Source organism: Microcoleus sp. LEGE 07076 (assembly GCF_015207455.1).
Lineage (GTDB): Bacteria > Cyanobacteriota > Cyanobacteriia > Cyanobacteriales > Microcoleaceae > Microcoleus.
Genome location: NZ_JADEWV010000047.1, coordinates 1 through 16070, shown reverse-complemented (window position 1 = coordinate 16070; position 16070 = coordinate 1). Strand labels below are relative to the sequence as shown.

At 44.5% G+C, this 16070-nt stretch carries 14 protein-coding genes; 9 read left to right on the top strand and 5 right to left on the bottom strand.

The window, feature by feature from the left end:
- The first annotated feature begins 92 nt into the window (after nucleotides 1-92).
- Nucleotides 93-1358, top strand: a complete 1266-nt coding sequence (locus IQ270_RS10580) for a glycosyltransferase family 4 protein (RefSeq protein ID WP_193973183.1) — start codon at nucleotides 93-95, stop codon at nucleotides 1356-1358.
- Here IQ270_RS10580 and IQ270_RS10575 read toward each other — a convergent pair.
- Nucleotides 1355-2113, bottom strand: a complete 759-nt coding sequence (locus IQ270_RS10575; RefSeq protein ID WP_193973182.1) for an FkbM family methyltransferase — start codon at nucleotides 2111-2113, stop codon at nucleotides 1355-1357. The two genes, IQ270_RS10580 and IQ270_RS10575, sit on opposite strands and share 4 nt — an antisense overlap.
- A gap of 44 nt (nucleotides 2114-2157) precedes the next feature.
- On the opposite strand from IQ270_RS10575, the gene IQ270_RS10570 reads away from it, so the two are divergent.
- From IQ270_RS10570 to IQ270_RS10540, 7 genes are all read left to right on the top strand, one after another.
- The gene (locus IQ270_RS10570) at nucleotides 2158-3039 is read left to right on the top strand and encodes a glycosyltransferase family 2 protein (protein WP_193973181.1); all 882 of its coding nucleotides are present in this window, start codon (nucleotides 2158-2160) and stop codon (nucleotides 3037-3039) included.
- 193 nt (nucleotides 3040-3232) lie between these two features.
- Nucleotides 3233-4387, top strand: coding sequence for a glycosyltransferase family 4 protein (locus tag IQ270_RS10565; RefSeq protein ID WP_228056241.1), 1155 nt, complete (start codon nucleotides 3233-3235; stop codon nucleotides 4385-4387).
- A 155-nt stretch (nucleotides 4388-4542) separates the two neighbouring features.
- The gene (locus tag IQ270_RS10560; RefSeq protein ID WP_193973179.1) at nucleotides 4543-5772 is read left to right on the top strand and encodes a glycosyltransferase family 4 protein; all 1230 of its coding nucleotides are present in this window, start codon (nucleotides 4543-4545) and stop codon (nucleotides 5770-5772) included.
- A gap of 58 nt (nucleotides 5773-5830) precedes the next feature.
- On the top strand, nucleotides 5831-6904 hold the full coding sequence (locus IQ270_RS10555) for an NAD-dependent epimerase/dehydratase family protein (protein WP_193973178.1): 1074 nt from the start codon (nucleotides 5831-5833) through the stop codon (nucleotides 6902-6904).
- An 85-nt stretch (nucleotides 6905-6989) separates the two neighbouring features.
- Nucleotides 6990-7835: a WecB/TagA/CpsF family glycosyltransferase gene (locus IQ270_RS10550; protein WP_193973177.1), complete on the top strand. Its 846-nt coding sequence runs from the start codon at nucleotides 6990-6992 to the stop codon at nucleotides 7833-7835.
- 273 nt (nucleotides 7836-8108) lie between these two features.
- Nucleotides 8109-8264, top strand: a complete 156-nt coding sequence (locus IQ270_RS10545; protein ID WP_193973176.1) for a hypothetical protein — start codon at nucleotides 8109-8111, stop codon at nucleotides 8262-8264.
- 151 nt (nucleotides 8265-8415) lie between these two features.
- Nucleotides 8416-8718: a transposase gene (locus IQ270_RS10540; RefSeq protein ID WP_339384420.1), complete on the top strand. Its 303-nt coding sequence runs from the start codon at nucleotides 8416-8418 to the stop codon at nucleotides 8716-8718.
- Between the two features lie 280 nt (nucleotides 8719-8998).
- Here IQ270_RS10540 and IQ270_RS10535 read toward each other — a convergent pair whose 3' ends face one another.
- The 4 genes from IQ270_RS10535 to IQ270_RS10520 all read right to left on the bottom strand — a co-directional run bounded on the left by IQ270_RS10535 (nucleotide 8999) and on the right by IQ270_RS10520 (nucleotide 14898).
- The gene (locus tag IQ270_RS10535; protein ID WP_193973175.1) at nucleotides 8999-10255 is read right to left on the bottom strand and encodes a glycosyltransferase; all 1257 of its coding nucleotides are present in this window, start codon (nucleotides 10253-10255) and stop codon (nucleotides 8999-9001) included.
- A gap of 1579 nt (nucleotides 10256-11834) precedes the next feature.
- Nucleotides 11835-12794 carry a DUF362 domain-containing protein gene (locus tag IQ270_RS10530; protein ID WP_193973174.1) on the bottom strand — a complete coding sequence of 320 codons (960 nt, stop codon included), beginning with the start codon at nucleotides 12792-12794 and terminating at the stop codon, nucleotides 11835-11837.
- A gap of 190 nt (nucleotides 12795-12984) precedes the next feature.
- Nucleotides 12985-13308 carry a hypothetical protein gene (locus tag IQ270_RS10525; protein WP_193973173.1) on the bottom strand — a complete coding sequence of 108 codons (324 nt, stop codon included), beginning with the start codon at nucleotides 13306-13308 and terminating at the stop codon, nucleotides 12985-12987.
- Between the two features lie 129 nt (nucleotides 13309-13437).
- Nucleotides 13438-14898: an aspartate ammonia-lyase gene (locus tag IQ270_RS10520; protein WP_193973172.1), complete on the bottom strand. Its 1461-nt coding sequence runs from the start codon at nucleotides 14896-14898 to the stop codon at nucleotides 13438-13440.
- Between the two features lie 143 nt (nucleotides 14899-15041).
- On the opposite strand from IQ270_RS10520, the gene IQ270_RS10515 reads away from it, so the two are divergent.
- Nucleotides 15042-15632: a hypothetical protein gene (locus IQ270_RS10515; RefSeq protein WP_228056240.1), complete on the top strand. Its 591-nt coding sequence runs from the start codon at nucleotides 15042-15044 to the stop codon at nucleotides 15630-15632.
- Nucleotides 15633-16070 lie beyond the last annotated feature (438 nt).

Sequence of the window (16070 nt, the reverse complement as noted above, 5' to 3'; positions counted from 1 at the left end):
GACGGTTGACTGTTGACTGTTGACGGTTGACTCGAATTTATGATTCCGATGAAGACAGGATTTGATATAACTCTAGAGGAAAGGCAGGGGAGATGAAGGTTTTACTTCTCAATAGTTCTGATACTGAAGGCGGTGCAGCCCGCGCTGCTTACAGGCTGCACCAGGGTTTGCAGGGGATTGGCGTGTCTTCGCAAATGCTGGTGAAAAATCCCAAAAGCGGCGATTTAAGTGTAATCTCGGCACAGCCAACGATCGCCAAAAGTTTTGATAAGATTGTTTCAGTTGTATCAAATTCGCCATTGCGGCTTTATCCTGAGAGGAATCCTGCGATTTTTTCTCCTCAATGGCTGCCCGACTCCCTGGCTGCGAAAGTTGCCAAAATCGAACCAGATATTATTAATTTGCACTGGGTTTGCGGGGGTTATATGCAGGTAGAAACTGTTCCGAAGTTTCATAAACCCTTAGTCTGGACGCTGCACGATATGTGGCCTTTTACGGGTGGGTGTCACTATAGCGAAGAGTGCGATCGCTATACTAAATCTTGCGGTAGCTGTCCGCAACTTCACAGTAATAAAGATTCGGATCTGTCGCGCTGGGTGTGGCGGCGGAAAGCAAAAGCTTGGAAAAATCTTAACTTAACTTTGGTAACTCCGAGTCATTGGTTGGCTAAATGCGCTAGTTCTAGTTCTTTGTTGAAGGATTGTCGAGTTGAAGTCATTCCTAACGGTATCAATACTCAAAAGTACAAGCCGATCAAGCGGGAATGGGCGCGAGAAATCTTGAATTTGCCACAAGATAAACAAATTGTACTTTTTGGAGGTGCCAGCGGAACGGGCGATCGCTGGAAAGGATTTAATCTGTTAGTATCGGCTTTGCAAAGCCTCAGCAAATCGGGCTGGAGCGATCGCATAGAATTGCTAGTTTTTGGCTCTTCTCAACCGTCGAATCCGCTCGAACTCGGTTTTAAGGCACATTATTTAGGTAAATTTGCTGATGACGTTTCCCTAGCAATAGTTTATGCAGCAGCAGATGTTTTCGTAGCTCCTTCTGTTTACGATAATTTGCCGAACACGGTGATGGAAGCTGCAGCCTGCGGTATTCCCAGTGTCGGATTCAAAATCGGCGGAATGCCGGATCTGATCGAACACTGCTCAAATGGCTACTTAGCTAAACCTTATGAAACAGAAGATTTAGCAACAGGTATTGCATGGGTATTGGAAAATCCCGATCGACACCAACAGCTCTGCATTCGCGCCCGTCAGAAAGTAGAACAAGAATTCACCTCAGATATACAAGCTCGCCGCTACTTGTCTGTTTTTTCCGAACTCGCCAGCACCGCCGGCATTGCAGCAAATTAAACCAACTGTTTCCGCTGCTCTGGCGTAGCAAAAAAATTAGACTTTCTAAACTGTCCGTTTTCTTTAACAAATACCATGTCTACTTGAGCCAAAGCTCCATCGAGAGGGCGGATGTAACCTCCAAAAATATCGTAGGTGGCGAATCCGCGCTCTTTCATGTAACTGACAACATCGTATAATTGCGGGCCCCCGACAAAGAATTCAAACAGGGATACTTCCAGTATGACTGCTTCTGTCTCCTCAAGCATTTTGCGACAGCCGTCTAAAACATTCAACTCCGCGCCTTGCACGTCAACCTTCAATAAATAAGGCCCTTTTAAGTTTTTTTCCCGGCACACATCATCGAGGACAACCAGAGGAATTTCTCGGGGTACACCGTCTGCCAGACTGCCTTCTGACTCGTTGAGAGTAGAAGAACCGTAAAGTTGAGGGTGAACGTTAATCGTAATATTTCCGGGTTGAGCGCCCGCGCCAGCCATGATATACTGAGCGTTGTATTTTTGACAAATTTCTTTTAAATTTTTCTCGTATTCGATCAATGGCTCTACCAGCAAGAAGTTGGTTTCGGGAAACTTTTCGTACAATTCAAAAGTCCCGTAGGCAACGCCGACATCTATAACCGTTTCTGGTTGAAAACCCAACTTGATGAACTGATCGAGCACACCGTACATAGATGTTCTCATGCCTTTTCGCGGGACATCGAATCCCACAGGCTTAAGCATTTTGTACGCTAGGTTTTTTAGGAACTGCCTCATAATTTTTTCCAGAGTACAATATTGAATGAAACTATTATAGATTAATGAAACCAAACTGCACGATCGCAACAATCATAACTTGCCACAACCGCAAGCAAAAAACCTTAGCTTGTCTCGCGGCGCTATTCAATCAGGTACTGCCAGCAGATGTCTTGCTGGTGGCGTACTTGGTGGACGATGCCAGCACCGACGGTACTGCCGAAGCGGTGCGGGAAACTTATCCGCAGGTTAAGTTGTTCAGCGGAGATGGGAACCTGTTTTGGAATGGGGGAATGCGGCAAGGATTTGCTGAAGCCATGAAGCACAATTATGATTACTACTTCTGGCTCAACGATGACACTGTACTGGAACCGTCGGCTGTGAACGCTATGCTGGCAACCTCCCGCAGCTTGGCCGAGCAAGGCCACACGCGAGCGATTGCGGTGGGTTCTACTCGCGATGCGACCACTGGGACACTGACTTACGGGGGCTGGTTGCGGAGTAGCTGGTGGCATCCTTTGCATTTTCGCCTGCTGGAACCGATCGCCGAAGCTCAGCAGTGCAATACAATGAACGGCAACTGCGTTTTGATGCCGCGAGCAGTGGTTGAAGTAGTGGGAAACCTAGACCCAGCTTTCATTCACAGCATGGGAGATATTGATTACGGTTTGCGATCGGTGGAACAAAATTGTACAGTTTGGGTGGTTCCTGGATACGTGGCCACCTGCTCTGCTAACCCGCCTGATGGTAACTGCTGGGAAGATCCGAATATGAGTTTGCTCGATCGATTTAAAAAGGTACTGCAACCGAAGGGTTTTGGGCCAAAAGAGTCGAAAGTGCTCGTACAGCGGCACACGAACATCTTGTGGCCGATATATTGGCTGTTACCTTATTTGAGGTTGATTTTGACCTCGCTCCGCCGAGGGCCTGTAGGCTATCGGGGCTGATTTGTTGGCGTCCATCTAATTTTAACAATTCTTTTTCTGAGACCATGAGTGTGGTAGACAGGAAATCCCGCCTTCAAAGTAAAAAATTAAATGCTGTATGGCTTACTATTTTTGCAAGCACAGGAAATAGGGAAGATTTCTGGCAACACCGCCGGCTTCTTTGTCGTCGCTACAACTAATAAAGGTGAACCACATGGATGAACTCCGCATTGCTTGGCTTGTCCCGGAAGTAGAACTCGGTGCCTATTGGCAGCCTGTTTTGAGAGAATTTACAAAAGTTTTTAAGCAGACAGTATTTTATACCGGGATGGTGTGGCCGGGATTCGATCCAACTCTGCCGGGAGCATCGGCAATTCAGTTGGTGGGAAAGACTAAGTTTATCGAAACCGAAAAGATAGAAACAGGTTACGATCGCGGTTTTATCGCAGTTTCGCCTAGCATTATCGGTCACTTGCTAAAATTTAGACCTCATGTTGTGTTTCCGCAAGCTTTTTCTCTGTGGACTGTCTTGGTAATTATCTTTAAACCGCTTTGTCAGTGGCGAGTTGCAATTATTTATGATGGAAGTTCTCCGAATACTGATTTTCGAGACTCTAGTTTTCGGACGGTGGTAAGGCGGATTTTAGCTCGGTTTGCTGATGCTTTTGTTTCTAACAGCGAAGCTGGAAAGAGATATTTGGTTGAGGTGCTGAATGTACCCGCAGATCGAGTTTTTACGAGAACTTATTTGGTGCCGGATGCGACAGCGCTGCTGAAACCTTTGGAAACTAAAGATTTTCCAAGTTTAGATTTGAAAAAGCCGGTTTTTTTGTATGTGGGACGGATTACGGCTCGCAAGGGAATTACGACTCTTTTAGAGGCTTGCGCTGTTTTGGAAAAGCAAGGATATTCTGGTTATAGTTTACTGATTGTAGGTTCTGGCGATCGGTTGGAGGAATTGCAAGCTTTTGTTGAAAATGCGGGTTTTGCCGATCGGGTAAATTGGGTTGGATGGGTGGACTACGGCAATCTGGGAGCTTATTTTCAGCTTGCTGATATTTTTGTCTTTCCTACTTTTGAGGATGTTTGGGGTATGGTTGTACCCGAAGCGATGGTGTTTGGGAAACCTGTGTTGTGTTCTAACGGTGCAGCTTCCTGCGAGTTAGTTGTGTCGGGGGAAAACGGTTATATTTTTGATCCTAACAATCCTCAAGAGTTGGCGGATCGAATGCAAGTTTTTTTAGATAATCCTGATTTGATTGAGTCGATGGGAGAGCGTTCGCGACAGCTTATTTCTCACAAAACTCCTGAAAGTGCAGCCCGAGGTTATGTGGAAGTTACATCTTTTTTGAGGGGAAGAAGTAATTAGTCTATTTGTTATTTGTGATTGGTTAGTTGTCAGTTGTTAGTTGTTATTTTTGCCGGAAGTACGAATAACCAAGAACAAATAACAAATAACCAACAACAAATAACAAATAACCAACAACAAATAACCAATCACCAACAACAAATAACCAATAACTAATGAAAGTTTTATTGTCTGCCTTTGCTTGCGAACCTAATCTCGGCTCTGAAGAGGGTGTGGGATGGAATACAGTCGTTCAATCTGCTAAACATCACGAAAGTTGGGTATTTACACGAACGTTTTGTCGATCGTACATTGAAGCAGAACTAGAAAAAAACCCTGTACCAAACCTCCACTTTGTTTATTTCGATCCGTTTGGGTGGAGCGAAGATTGGAAGGGGAGACAGGGATTGCTGCAACTTCATTACTATTTGTGGCAAATCTGGGCTTATTTTATGGCTCGAAAGCTCGATCGCGAAATCGGTTTTGACTTAGTACATCACGTAACTTATGTCAAGCATTGGTCTCCAAGTTTCCTAGCATTATTACCGCATCCTTTTATTTGGGGGCCTGTGGGGGGTGCAGAAGCAGCACCAAAGCCTTTTTGGCAAGATTTTAGCCGCCGGGGCAAAATTTATGAAACGCTGCGAGCATTGGCTCAAAGCGCGGGAGAACGCGATCCCTTTGTGGGGTTGACGGCACGTCGCAGTGCGGTGGCGCTGGCTACTACAGAAGAAACCGCAGCCAGACTGCGATTTCTCAAAGCACAAAACGTGAAAATTTTCTCGCAAGTTGGTTTATCGCAGCAAGAGATTCAGGAATTAGAGAAACTTCCAACTCCGCCGGAACAACCAATTAGATTCATCAGTGTCGGTCGTCTCTTGCACTGGAAAGGGGTACACTTGGGACTCCGTGCATTTGCGGAGGCGAAGCTGGAACAATCGGAATATTGGATTGTGGGAGATGGCCCGGAAAGGCAGCGTTTGGAAGCCTTGGTAACAGAATTGGGACTGGCAAATAAAGTATTGTTCTGGGGGTCTTTACCGCGCATTGAAACTCTTTCTAAAATGGGAGAGTCTCACGTTCTCCTCCACCCGAGTTTGCATGACTCGGGTGGTTTTGTTTGCACGGAAATGATGGGGGTTGGGCGTCCGACGATTTGTTTGGATTTGGGCGGCCCGGCCACTCAAGTGACGGCCCAAACCGGGATTAAGGTGGCTGCTACTGACCCCGATCGCGCCGTGCAAGGTTTAACAGAGGCTATAGTGTGTTTAGCCAAGGATCGCGAATTGCGAGTTCGCTTGGGTCTAGCCGGTCAAAAGCGCGTCAGGGAAATCTATGATTGGAATATAAAAGGTCAATTCTTTGCCCAATTGTGCGAAGATGTATGCAACGGAAAATCCGGCTAACTTCCGATTTGTTCGATCGCGCAAAACAAAGAAAACTCTATTTTTTAGGTGGTGAAACGTGGGCGTTGCAATTATTACTGGATCGGCGGGTTTAATTGGCTCGGAGGCGTGCAAGTTTTTTGCCAAGCAAGGCTTGGACATAGTTGGTATCGACAACAATATGCGCCAGTTTTTTTTTGGTGCAGATGGTTCTACGAACTGGAACCGCCAACAGCTCGAAAAATCTTTGGGAACCAAGTATTATCACTTAGATGTGGACATTCGCGACTACGAAGCTATTATCAATATTTTTCAGCGGTACGGAGATGCGATCGAGTTAGTAATTCACACAGCAGCCCAACCGAGCCACGATTGGGCTGCCCGCGCTCCTAAAATAGATTTTACTGTCAACGCTAACGGTACTCTAAATCTTTTAGAAGCAACTCGCTTGTACTGTCCTCAAGCTGTTTTCATTTTCACTTCTACCAACAAAGTATATGGCGATACACCAAACAAATTACCTTTAATTGAATTAGAACACAGGTGGGAAATAGAAGCAGGTCACACTTACGAAAGCGGGATTCGGGAAGATATGTCGATCGACCAATGTTTGCACAGCTTGTTTGGCGCTTCTAAGATAGCTGCCGACATTTTAGTGCAAGAATACGGTCGATATTTTCAGATGAAAACCGCTTGTTTTCGCGGCGGCTGCCTGACGGGCCCAAATCACTCGGGAGCTCAACTGCACGGATTCCTCGCCTACTTGATGAAGTGCGCCGTGACGGGAACTCCTTACACCGTGTTTGGCTACAAAGGCAAGCAAGTCCGCGATAACATTCACAGCGCCGATTTAATTTCGGCATTTTATGAATTTTATCAAGCTCCCAGAATTGCGGAAGTTTACAACACCGGAGGAGGCAGGTACAGCAATTGTTCGATGTTAGAAGCCATTCAGATGTGCGAGGCAATTGCCGATCGCAAATTTAATTGGACTTATGCTGAAGGCAATCGCATTGGCGATCACATTTGGTGGATTAGCGACAATTCAAAATTTTCCAATCACTATCCTGACTGGAAAATGAAATATAACGTTAAACAAATCCTGCAGGAAATTTATGAATGTAACCGCGAACGTTGGCTGAAAAAGGAGTAGATGGATTGAGCTGGTACAAAAAGAATGTGCAGCCAATTTTAGTAAATAATGGAACACAAAGTTAAACAAATCCTAAAGCAAATTTATGAATGTAACTGCGAGCGTTGGCTTAATGAGGTCTTCCACAATCGATTTAGGGAAAAAAAGTGTACTCGGCATATTAGTAAATGCCGTTAATTATGAAGCTGCTGTCAGCAAAATTATTGCCGCAGCCAGCGCCGGAAAACCGCTGTCAGTTTCGGCTTTAGCGGTTCACGGGGTAATGACTGGAGTGCTCGACAGCACTCACCGCTACCGGATCAATCACATTGATTTAGTATTGCCAGACGGACAGCCGGTCAGGTGGGCGTTAAATTGGCTCTACAATACGGAATTGCCCGATCGAGTTTGCGGGCCAAATGCGATGTTACAAATCTGCGAACAGGCCGCCCAAGAAGGATTATCTATCTATTTGTACGGTTCTCACCCTTCTGTACTCGAGGCTTTATCCCGCAATCTGTGCGATCGTTATCCCAAGTTAATTATTGCTGGAACTCAGCCTTCTAAATTTAAGTGCATTACGCCCCAAGAGAAACAGGAAATTGTGGAGCAAATTCGCAGCAGCGGTGCAGCAATTACTTTTGTAGGTTTGGGCTGTCCCCGACAAGAAGTCTGGGCTTACGAATACCGGAACGACTTATCAATGCCCCTGATTGCTGTAGGTGCAGCTTACGATTTTCATGCGGGCAATTTGGCGAAATCTCCTGAGTTTTTATCTAAGATAGGTTTGGAATGGCTGTTTCGGATGATTAAAGAGCCCCGTCGCCTCTGGAAGCGGTATGTTTTGTTGAATCCGCTTTATATTTCACTGTTTTTGCTGCAAGCTTTGAAAATCAAAAAATTCGACCCCACAGATGCTACCGCGCCTGTGGAAGAAGTATTGTATGGTTGAATTTCTCTCTACAGTTGTGAATTGTTAATTTTCACAAAAAAAGCCAAAAGCCAAAACTAGAAATAATAATTAATTCTTTTGACTTGCGACTTGAAACTTGTGAGAATTTAAATCGAGAATTAATGGGTTGTTTTTTGTAACTTCTGTTTTGCTTGTTTTGTAATGTTGTTTCCGATAGCATCGGAATTATATATTTGAATTGTCGAGAGCGCGATCGTCTCAAGAACGATCGCGATTCAGCGCGCAAAGACAGGCAATGCAGAAGACATTGGTTTGTGGGTGTTGTGGCCGGAAACTTCCCCGATTCCGCAGCGGCTTTTGAGTCGTCGGGCCCGAGAATTTGCGATCGCCCCAGACAGCGCAACTTTAGCCAATCCCCAAGCAGACGGCATCGCCATTTTATCCCTGACACCAAACCTCAAACCTTGAGACTTCATGCCATCATTTCGGAGAGTATTCAGCTTCACCAAAAAAATGGGTCTGAAGCCCCGTTTTTTTAGGACGGCTTTAATTCCTTCTAAAATTTCTTGATTTTATTAGTATAACCTAGTATGATTGAGCAAGTAAACAACAGAAAGTAATGAAAGCAAGATATCAATTTCGTATCTATCCAACCGATCAACAACGACAGGGTTTAGCCCAGTTGTTTGGTTGTGTTCGCGTAGTATGGAATGATACTCTTGCGTTGTGCAAGCAGTCTGAAAAAAAGCCCAAATCGGCCGAACTTCAGAAAATAGTAATAACTGGGGCAAAACGAACAACCGAAAGAGCTTGGTTGGAGGAAGTGTCATGTGTTCCTTTGCAGCAGTCTGTAGCCGATTTAGAAACGGCTTTCAAGAATTTATTCGACTCCTGTAAATGGAAAAAAAAGGGCGTAAGGTAGGCTATCCTAAATTCAAAAAAAGGACTAGCAGCCAATCGGCTAGACTTACTCGTCGTGGTTTCTCCATGAAAGAAAACGGCGGTGTCTACCTAGCCAAGATTGGAATTGTCAACCCTATTTGGTCTAGAATGTAGGCTTAATTCCAATCAAATCGCCAGACACGAAATCAAATCATGTCCGGTCGATTAGCATAACAAAAACAGTTCGTAGTGCGGACTTGACTCTAGGGCCTAGGAGTGGAGTCAAGTCCGCACTACGAACCCTACTTAGTTGCGGTCAATCAATCAGACACGACATCAAATCTAGAACCCACATTTTTCTTCATGCAGGCAGCTTTTCTGATCGAAATTGAGTTGTTAGCAACCCGCTGCATATGTTCTGTACGAGCTTTAAAAGTCTTCTCAAATGTGTGCTTTTCAGCAAACCTCAGCGACTTAAAAGACATAGCTTTGACGACTTCTCGGTTGTAGCTGAGTTGAATAATTTTCTGCGCCATCAGTTTAGGTTTACCCATCGGTATCATCCATCCCGTCTCAGACATTTCTGAAATTCCCTCGAATGCTTCGTTAGCATAGCCAATAATCGGCACTCCGCAAGACATTGTTTCTAAATAAGTACACGAAGGGTCGCCCTGCCGGTGACAGCACACAAACAAATCAATATTGTCCTTAACAAACGGTAAAAACTCGGTTTTAAAGTCCGGGACACCAAGCATTTTCACGCAATTCTGAAGTTGATGGGCTGCTATGGTGTCGTGCATCATTTTTTCTAAGTCGCCAGCACCGCTAATGAACATTTCAAAATTTGCTCCCCGTTTCTTCAGTTCTAGAGCAACATTCAGTAAATGATCGGCTCCCTTCATTTTAATCAGGCGACCTGAGAACAGCAGCCGCAGAGGCATATCTTCAGAGCGGTTGTGAGTCCGCATTTCAATATCCCTGTCAGTTGCTAGCATATCTTCGCTAATCCGCGTGTCAAAGAAAAGCATCGAATTGGGATTGAGTTTGAGGTAGTCTTTATAGGTAGGAGTACCGTTGCACTGCAAACCATCCGCAGTTGCGATCGCCGCCCGCTGCTTAATTTCTTGATATTGTTGCCAAGCCATCCTCCACAAGCGTACAATCGGGTTTTTGGTATTCACGCTCACAATTTGTTTGCGAGTTTTCAGAGTATATTCAGAAACATAAATACATGGCACTCCAGCTAAATGGCAGATATTACTAATATGGTTTTGTCGGTATCCCGGCACTGCCAATACCAGCGAAGTCTTGTGTTTGTGCAACAAAGCAGGCGTGATTAGATCGAAGGAAATTACTTCTAATTTGAATGATAATTTATCGATATCGAACACTTTGCGATCGAGATTGTCGTTACCTGTTTGCGTCTCTTCCATCATCACTGTAATCGAACCATCCCAATACTTGGTTAATTCGACAACGGCTTCGTCCAGCTTGCGGGTGAGTAAAACTTTGCCATCTGGCAAGAGTTTCGCTGGGAGGGGTTGTAAAATGGTCAAATTGTTGTTGTTATGAAACATGGATCCACCTTTTTTTGTATCTAGTTTTATTTTAGTCGTTTGTCTGCATTAATGCTTGTGATTACTTTGATCGCGCTAGATAGAAGCTATGTAAAACTGTAAGATTGCTTCCTTGCACCGAAATCTATTAGCAATCACATATCGCAGATAGTTTTCCAGCTCGCCATGAAGCTAGACAACTAAAAAATAAAAGTGAGCAAATTTGAGTTTCTACTCGTTAATACGGTTGCGAAACTCAAAGCTTGCCTTGCTGTTATTGAAGTTGAAAGTCCTTAAGATAGCGGATTGATATCTCTCAGCTTTAGGAGCCTCAACTTAATTTCTAAAAAAGCTAATTCTACGTACTGATAAATTCACTAAAGACTCGATGGGCTGTTGCCTCGAAATATAACAGACAGTCAGAACAGCGCATGGGAAAGTAACGTAAAGAAGCAATATAATACTTCCGAGCGTTTTGGACTGTTCGTGGTGACTGATTTTAAATCTAGTTCGATCGACCTATTGCGATCTGGTAGTCAGTTGTCGGTGTCATTAACAATAGACGAATCCTAAAAAGCCTGTAAACTGCCTGCATGATGCCGGAGCCACAAGAATTATTGAATATGTTTAATGTTTCTGGAACGTGACACCAGTTAAAAGGTTGAGCCGAACCGGATTTGATATTTAAAATTTAAGCCACCGAGTCTTAGCTTTATCAAGTATGCGGGAAAAAACATATAAATGTCAATAGGTTTTTGCTAACTTTATCAAAGTTTTACAATTGATTGCTTAAGTAGCAAGTTATTGCTGTTTTAAGGTTGATTTTCCTCAAACTAACTGCGGCATCAGATATTTCTACTTACGTATATTTATCAGCTCCTTCGACTTACAGTCCAAAAGGCAAAAAATGCTTTGACACGTTATTCTAACGCGGTAAGCTGCTTCAGCCGGAGGCTACATAATTAGGTTGAAGTTAGCCCTGGCTTAAGCTGTTGCTCATATAGATTGTGTGTGGCAATTGAGGGGGAGAGGGCCAGAAAGGGAGAGGGGGAGAGGATTTGAGGATTTTTGATTGTCATCAAAATATACAATGTTTATTATTTGCACAAAAGCTTACCAATAATACAGGGCTGATGCCATAAATTCTTGTCAGCCCTATATATATCGTGCCTAATTTCCCTCTTACGGATAGAGTTTGTACGTAAGTGTTGAACGGTAGAAGTGTCTGAAACTAAGCTATTTTCCCCTAGGGGTTCGGTGAAGGGTAGGGAATCGCCATTCTCAAAGGCAACGAGAACAATCATTTAAAAAATAAATAGATTTATTCCAAAATTTTATGAGATAAATATTTATATAAATTTGTCTAATATCAATCGCCTTTACATTATTTATAATAATGTTGCATTTATTCACAATTAAACAAAAAAAATAAAAAGGTAGGACTGACTTATAGTCTTTCTCAAAAAGGTGAGGAGTCAGTAGATTTTAGATTGGGGGATTGATACCCGATCGGGCGATCGCACTGCGATATGTAGAGTGGGCGGCACCAGACTTTCTGTGGGTGCGCCCCCAGCGCACCTTACCGCGCTTTCTCTGTTTGCTAGTGCGAAGTGTTGGGGCTGAACTGTTCTTTAATGAAGCGGATATAGAGGTGTTTGAACGCTGATTTAATCACCCGAGGCATCCCAAAGTCGATCGGCATCATACTTTCCGGCAACTTCCAATCCAAAACTTTGAGAGTTTCCGGCTGCAAAAGCGGAAAATCGAGATCCTCTAAATTCGAGCAAAGTCCCAATCTCATCGCCGCAGCTACAGTCGGAACCATTGCTGGATCTACATTAATGATTTCAACGAAAGTTCTGTCCAACGCAAACACATCGCCAGACGCGCCCAAAATTCCCAAAAACTTAGGTTCGCCGCCACTGGGCCCGTTACCTTCGTGACCGATAATTCCATCCAAAATTGTCAAATTTGGGTTAATTGTCCGGGCGGTTTCTACCAGCATTTGACCGAATCTGGCGCTATCTTTGCCAGCTTCCATGTGCCACCAAGCTTTCATTTTTCCGGGTACGCAGCCGAACAAGTTTTTCACACCCATTGTCGCCGTTAACTGAACGTGAGACTTGAGTTTGGGAAGATTAATCACCACATCCGCTTCCATAGCTTCTTTGCAGATTCGGAGATGGTTGAAATCTTCGCTGACAGTTTCGTAGCGTTTTCCTTGAAACTCAACTACTGGCAAATTCAGTTCTGCTAACAGCGGCAAATAACCGTTAGCTTTGGCTACACCCATCGCGCTACCAAAAGCTGGACTGTCCCCTAAAAAAGGTTTTCCTCCCGCTTCTATGACCATTTTAGCGACGCAGTAAACCAATTCCGGGCGGGTGACGCATTCTTTGGTGGGGCGAGAACCGGTGAGGAGGTTGGGTTTGAGTAAAACCCGATCGCCCGATTTGACAAAAGCCGAGATTCCGCCCAAGGGTGCGAGCAAACTTTCTATAGATGTTTGCAGGATTTGGCGATCGTATGAATTTGCTCGAATTAAACTAACAGCAGACATAAGGGGAATTGGGAATGGGGAATTGGGAATTGGGAATTGGGAATTGGGAATTGGGAATTGGGAATTGGGAATTGGGAATTGGGAATTAGGAATTGGGAATTAGGAATTGGGAATAATTGTTATATATTTATTTCCAATGCCCTGTTTGGCCGATTCCCTGTTTGGCCAATTTCTTAATGCGAACCTACTTTTAAGACATCGACAATCTACCAGCAGCAGCCCGCTGCATGGTACTAACTCGCAGCGAATTCGGGAATATTCCTTGACCTTGCAGTTGAGGGATGGCCGGTTTCACTTCCACTTTTACCAACCTAGCAGTGCAGATAAAAACCGTTTGATCGACCAAATGAAAAGTCAACCAAGGTTGATTTAATAAATGCAGCACTTCCTCTTGAAATTCTTGTGCAGGCATCGGAATAGTAAAGGTTTCTGTTTGACCTTCGACATAATGAAATGTGACTTGAGTTGTGTTCTCTTTATCTTGAGTTAATTGACCAAATGAACCTGCACGCATATTTTTTGCTCCTAAACTTGAGAGTTGAAAAGATTAAGATAGATAAGACGGCGGTTGAAACCAGGTTTACACAAACGAAGTCCACCTCCGTGGTGTAAAGAAAATAATTTAATTTTAACCGCCCGGCCTTCAACCCGCGGAGGCGGGTTTTGTTTTTATAGACGCGGTTTCAACCGCCCGATTTTCTGGCATCGCACTCATTTTTTCTAAATCTAGAACTTTTGCCAAGTCTTCTGCATTCATTAAACCCTGTTCTAGGACAATTTGCCGCAAAGATTTGCCCGTCAAGAGAGATTCTTTGGCGACGGCGGCGGCATTGAGATAGCCGATGTGAGTGTTGAGGGCGGTAACAAGGGCGAGACTGCCTTCTGCGTAAGCGAGACACCGATCGCCCTTAGCTTCAATTTTTTCGACGCATTTACTACTCAGGGCGCTGATGGTATTGCCCAAAATTTCGATGCTGTGAATTAGATTGTAGGCGATCAGGGGCATCATCACATTTAATTCTAATTGTCCCGCTTGGGCACAAAGGGCGATCGCGCTATCGTAACCCATAACTTGGAAACACACCATCGAAGTCATTTCTGCCATCACCGGATTGTATTTTCCCGGCATAATTGACGAACCCGGTTGCACCGGAGGCAGTTGAATTTCCTTCAAACCCGTTTTCGGTCCCGAGTCCATCAAACGCAAGTCGTGGGACATTTTAACACAATCCTGAGCCAGATTTCGCAGCGCGCCGGAGACATTTACAAACGGTGCCATACTCTGCATCGCTGCCATTAAATGCGGTGCCGGTTTCAGGGGTTGGTCGATTAATTCCGAGAGAATTTCAGCAACTTTTTTACAGTATTCTGGGTGAGTATTTAAGCCCGTTCCGGCTGCACTTCCCCCCAATCCCAAGGATGTCAAATCATCCGATGCCCTGTCAATTCTCAAAGTATGTTCTCTGAGAATTTGCGCCCAAGCGCCGAAGGTGTCGCCGAGTCGAACCGGTACGGCATCTTGCAGGTGAGTGCGGCCGGATTTGACGATATCTTTGAATTCTTCTGCTTTGTTTTCTAGGGCAACTACGGCCTCAGACAGCGCGGGAAAAAGAGTTTTTTCTAAGGCCAACAATCCGCCGATCCGAATCGCCGTCGGAATCACATCATTTGTCGATTGACCGTAGTTTACATGATCGTTGGGACTGACGCGCTTGTAGTTGCCTTTTTTATCGCCCATAATTTCCAAAGCGCGATTGGAAAGCACTTCATTAACGTTCATGTGGTGAGAAGTTCCAGCCCCGGCTTGGTAGACATCAACTACAAATTGATCGCGCAGTTTTCCAGCTAGGATTTCATCTGCTGCTCGGACAATTGCTTGACTGATGTCTTCTGGAATGCAGCCGAGTTCGCCATTGGCGAGCGCCGCAGCTTTTTTAATTAAAACGCAAGCATCGACGTAAGTTGATAAAGGTTTAAGGCCGCTAATTGGAAAATTTTCAACGGCGCGCAGAGTTTGAATGCCGTAGTAAACAGTAGATGGGATTTGTTTGTCTCCCATCGAGTCGCTTTCGGTGCGGTAGCTGATGGTTGGCTTTTGGTTCATCAGAAAAACGGGTTGTGATTATTAGGAATTGTACAATTTTTTTGGTCACAGGGCTGACGGGTGCTGTTATTGTACCGTACCCGTCGGCGACTGTACAATAATTCGTAAGTCGCGATCGCCTAAAATTATCCCACATCCGGGCGTTGTATCTCAAATCTCGAATCTCAAATCCAATCTGCGGTGTAGGTGAACCGCAACTGACTGTTTACAAAAAGCTAAAATTGATTGCCAAGGGCGATCGCACGCCGACAGGAATGCTCAGCTATAATCGTACAAGTAAACCCATTTCATTCATAGTGTTAAACTCCCATGAACAAACCAGCAAAAGCTTTCAAATACCTGCTAAATATATTGACGATCGGCTTAAGCGCCTTGGCAATTCTTCCTGTTCAGTCAAAGCTGTATCCCGCAATGTTCCCGCCACCAACAGCCCCGAACAATCGGCAATTTTAATGGCTCAGCGACAGCAGGAGATTAAGTTCAAAAGAGGCGCTTGTTCAGCGGAACTAAAAGGAGAAGTAGCGCGCGGCGAAGTCATGATTTATTTGATTGGCGCTAAACAAGGTCAAACGATGAATATTGAGATCCAATCAGTTGAGGTAAACGCTGTTTTTAAGGTTGTCGATCCGAATACAAACGCCGTAGCCGAAGCAGAAAAAAGCTGGTCGGGAAAATTGACCCAGACAAGACAATATCAGATAGTCGTCGGTACAGAACGAGGAGGCGCCAGTTAGACTCTTTCAGTTGCGATATACTAATATTTATGCTGTTTGATCGCTAGTTGTTAAATCCTGCCAATTATAACATTATCCAGATTCCCGCAACCCAATTTATTTAACACCCCCGCCAGTCTCGAAGATGACAGCGTTAGCAGCGCGGCAATCTTGTCTGTGCTGCTAACCAATACTTCGGACACTTTTTTGACTACTCTCTCAGCGTTACAGCGTAAGCGCTGGCATTTTTAATGATTTTTTGAAACTGGCGATCGATACTTAAAGATTGAAAAAATAGTCATCTCTATAGCCATCAAGGGTTTGAGATACTCGATTATATCTAAAACTGTCCGAAGTATTGGCGAACTGGGATTAATTGTAGTTAGGATCGTGAATTAAATAATTTACACATAATTGTGGGATGGGCTCTATAGCCCGTCCAGGACGGGCTATAGAGCC

Excerpts from the sequence above, each read along its gene's own strand:
- IQ270_RS10580 (WP_193973183.1), top strand. The coding sequence starts at position 93 with ATGAAGGTTTTACTTCTCAATAGTTCTGATACTGAAGGCGGTGCAGCC.
- IQ270_RS10575 (WP_193973182.1), bottom strand. The coding sequence starts at position 2,113 with ATGAGGCAGTTCCTAAAAAACCTAGCGTACAAAATGCTTAAGCCTGTG.
- IQ270_RS10570 (WP_193973181.1), top strand. The coding sequence starts at position 2,158 with ATGAAACCAAACTGCACGATCGCAACAATCATAACTTGCCACAACCGC.
- IQ270_RS10565 (WP_228056241.1), top strand. The coding sequence starts at position 3,233 with ATGGATGAACTCCGCATTGCTTGGCTTGTCCCGGAAGTAGAACTCGGT.
- IQ270_RS10560 (WP_193973179.1), top strand. The coding sequence starts at position 4,543 with ATGAAAGTTTTATTGTCTGCCTTTGCTTGCGAACCTAATCTCGGCTCT.
- IQ270_RS10550 (WP_193973177.1), top strand. The coding sequence starts at position 6,990 with ATGAATGTAACTGCGAGCGTTGGCTTAATGAGGTCTTCCACAATCGAT.
- IQ270_RS10540 (WP_339384420.1), top strand. The coding sequence starts at position 8,416 with ATGAAAGCAAGATATCAATTTCGTATCTATCCAACCGATCAACAACGA.
- IQ270_RS10535 (WP_193973175.1), bottom strand. The coding sequence starts at position 10,255 with ATGTTTCATAACAACAACAATTTGACCATTTTACAACCCCTCCCAGCG.
- IQ270_RS10530 (WP_193973174.1), bottom strand. The coding sequence starts at position 12,794 with ATGTCTGCTGTTAGTTTAATTCGAGCAAATTCATACGATCGCCAAATC.
- IQ270_RS10525 (WP_193973173.1), bottom strand. The coding sequence starts at position 13,308 with ATGCGTGCAGGTTCATTTGGTCAATTAACTCAAGATAAAGAGAACACA.
- IQ270_RS10520 (WP_193973172.1), bottom strand. The coding sequence starts at position 14,898 with ATGAACCAAAAGCCAACCATCAGCTACCGCACCGAAAGCGACTCGATG.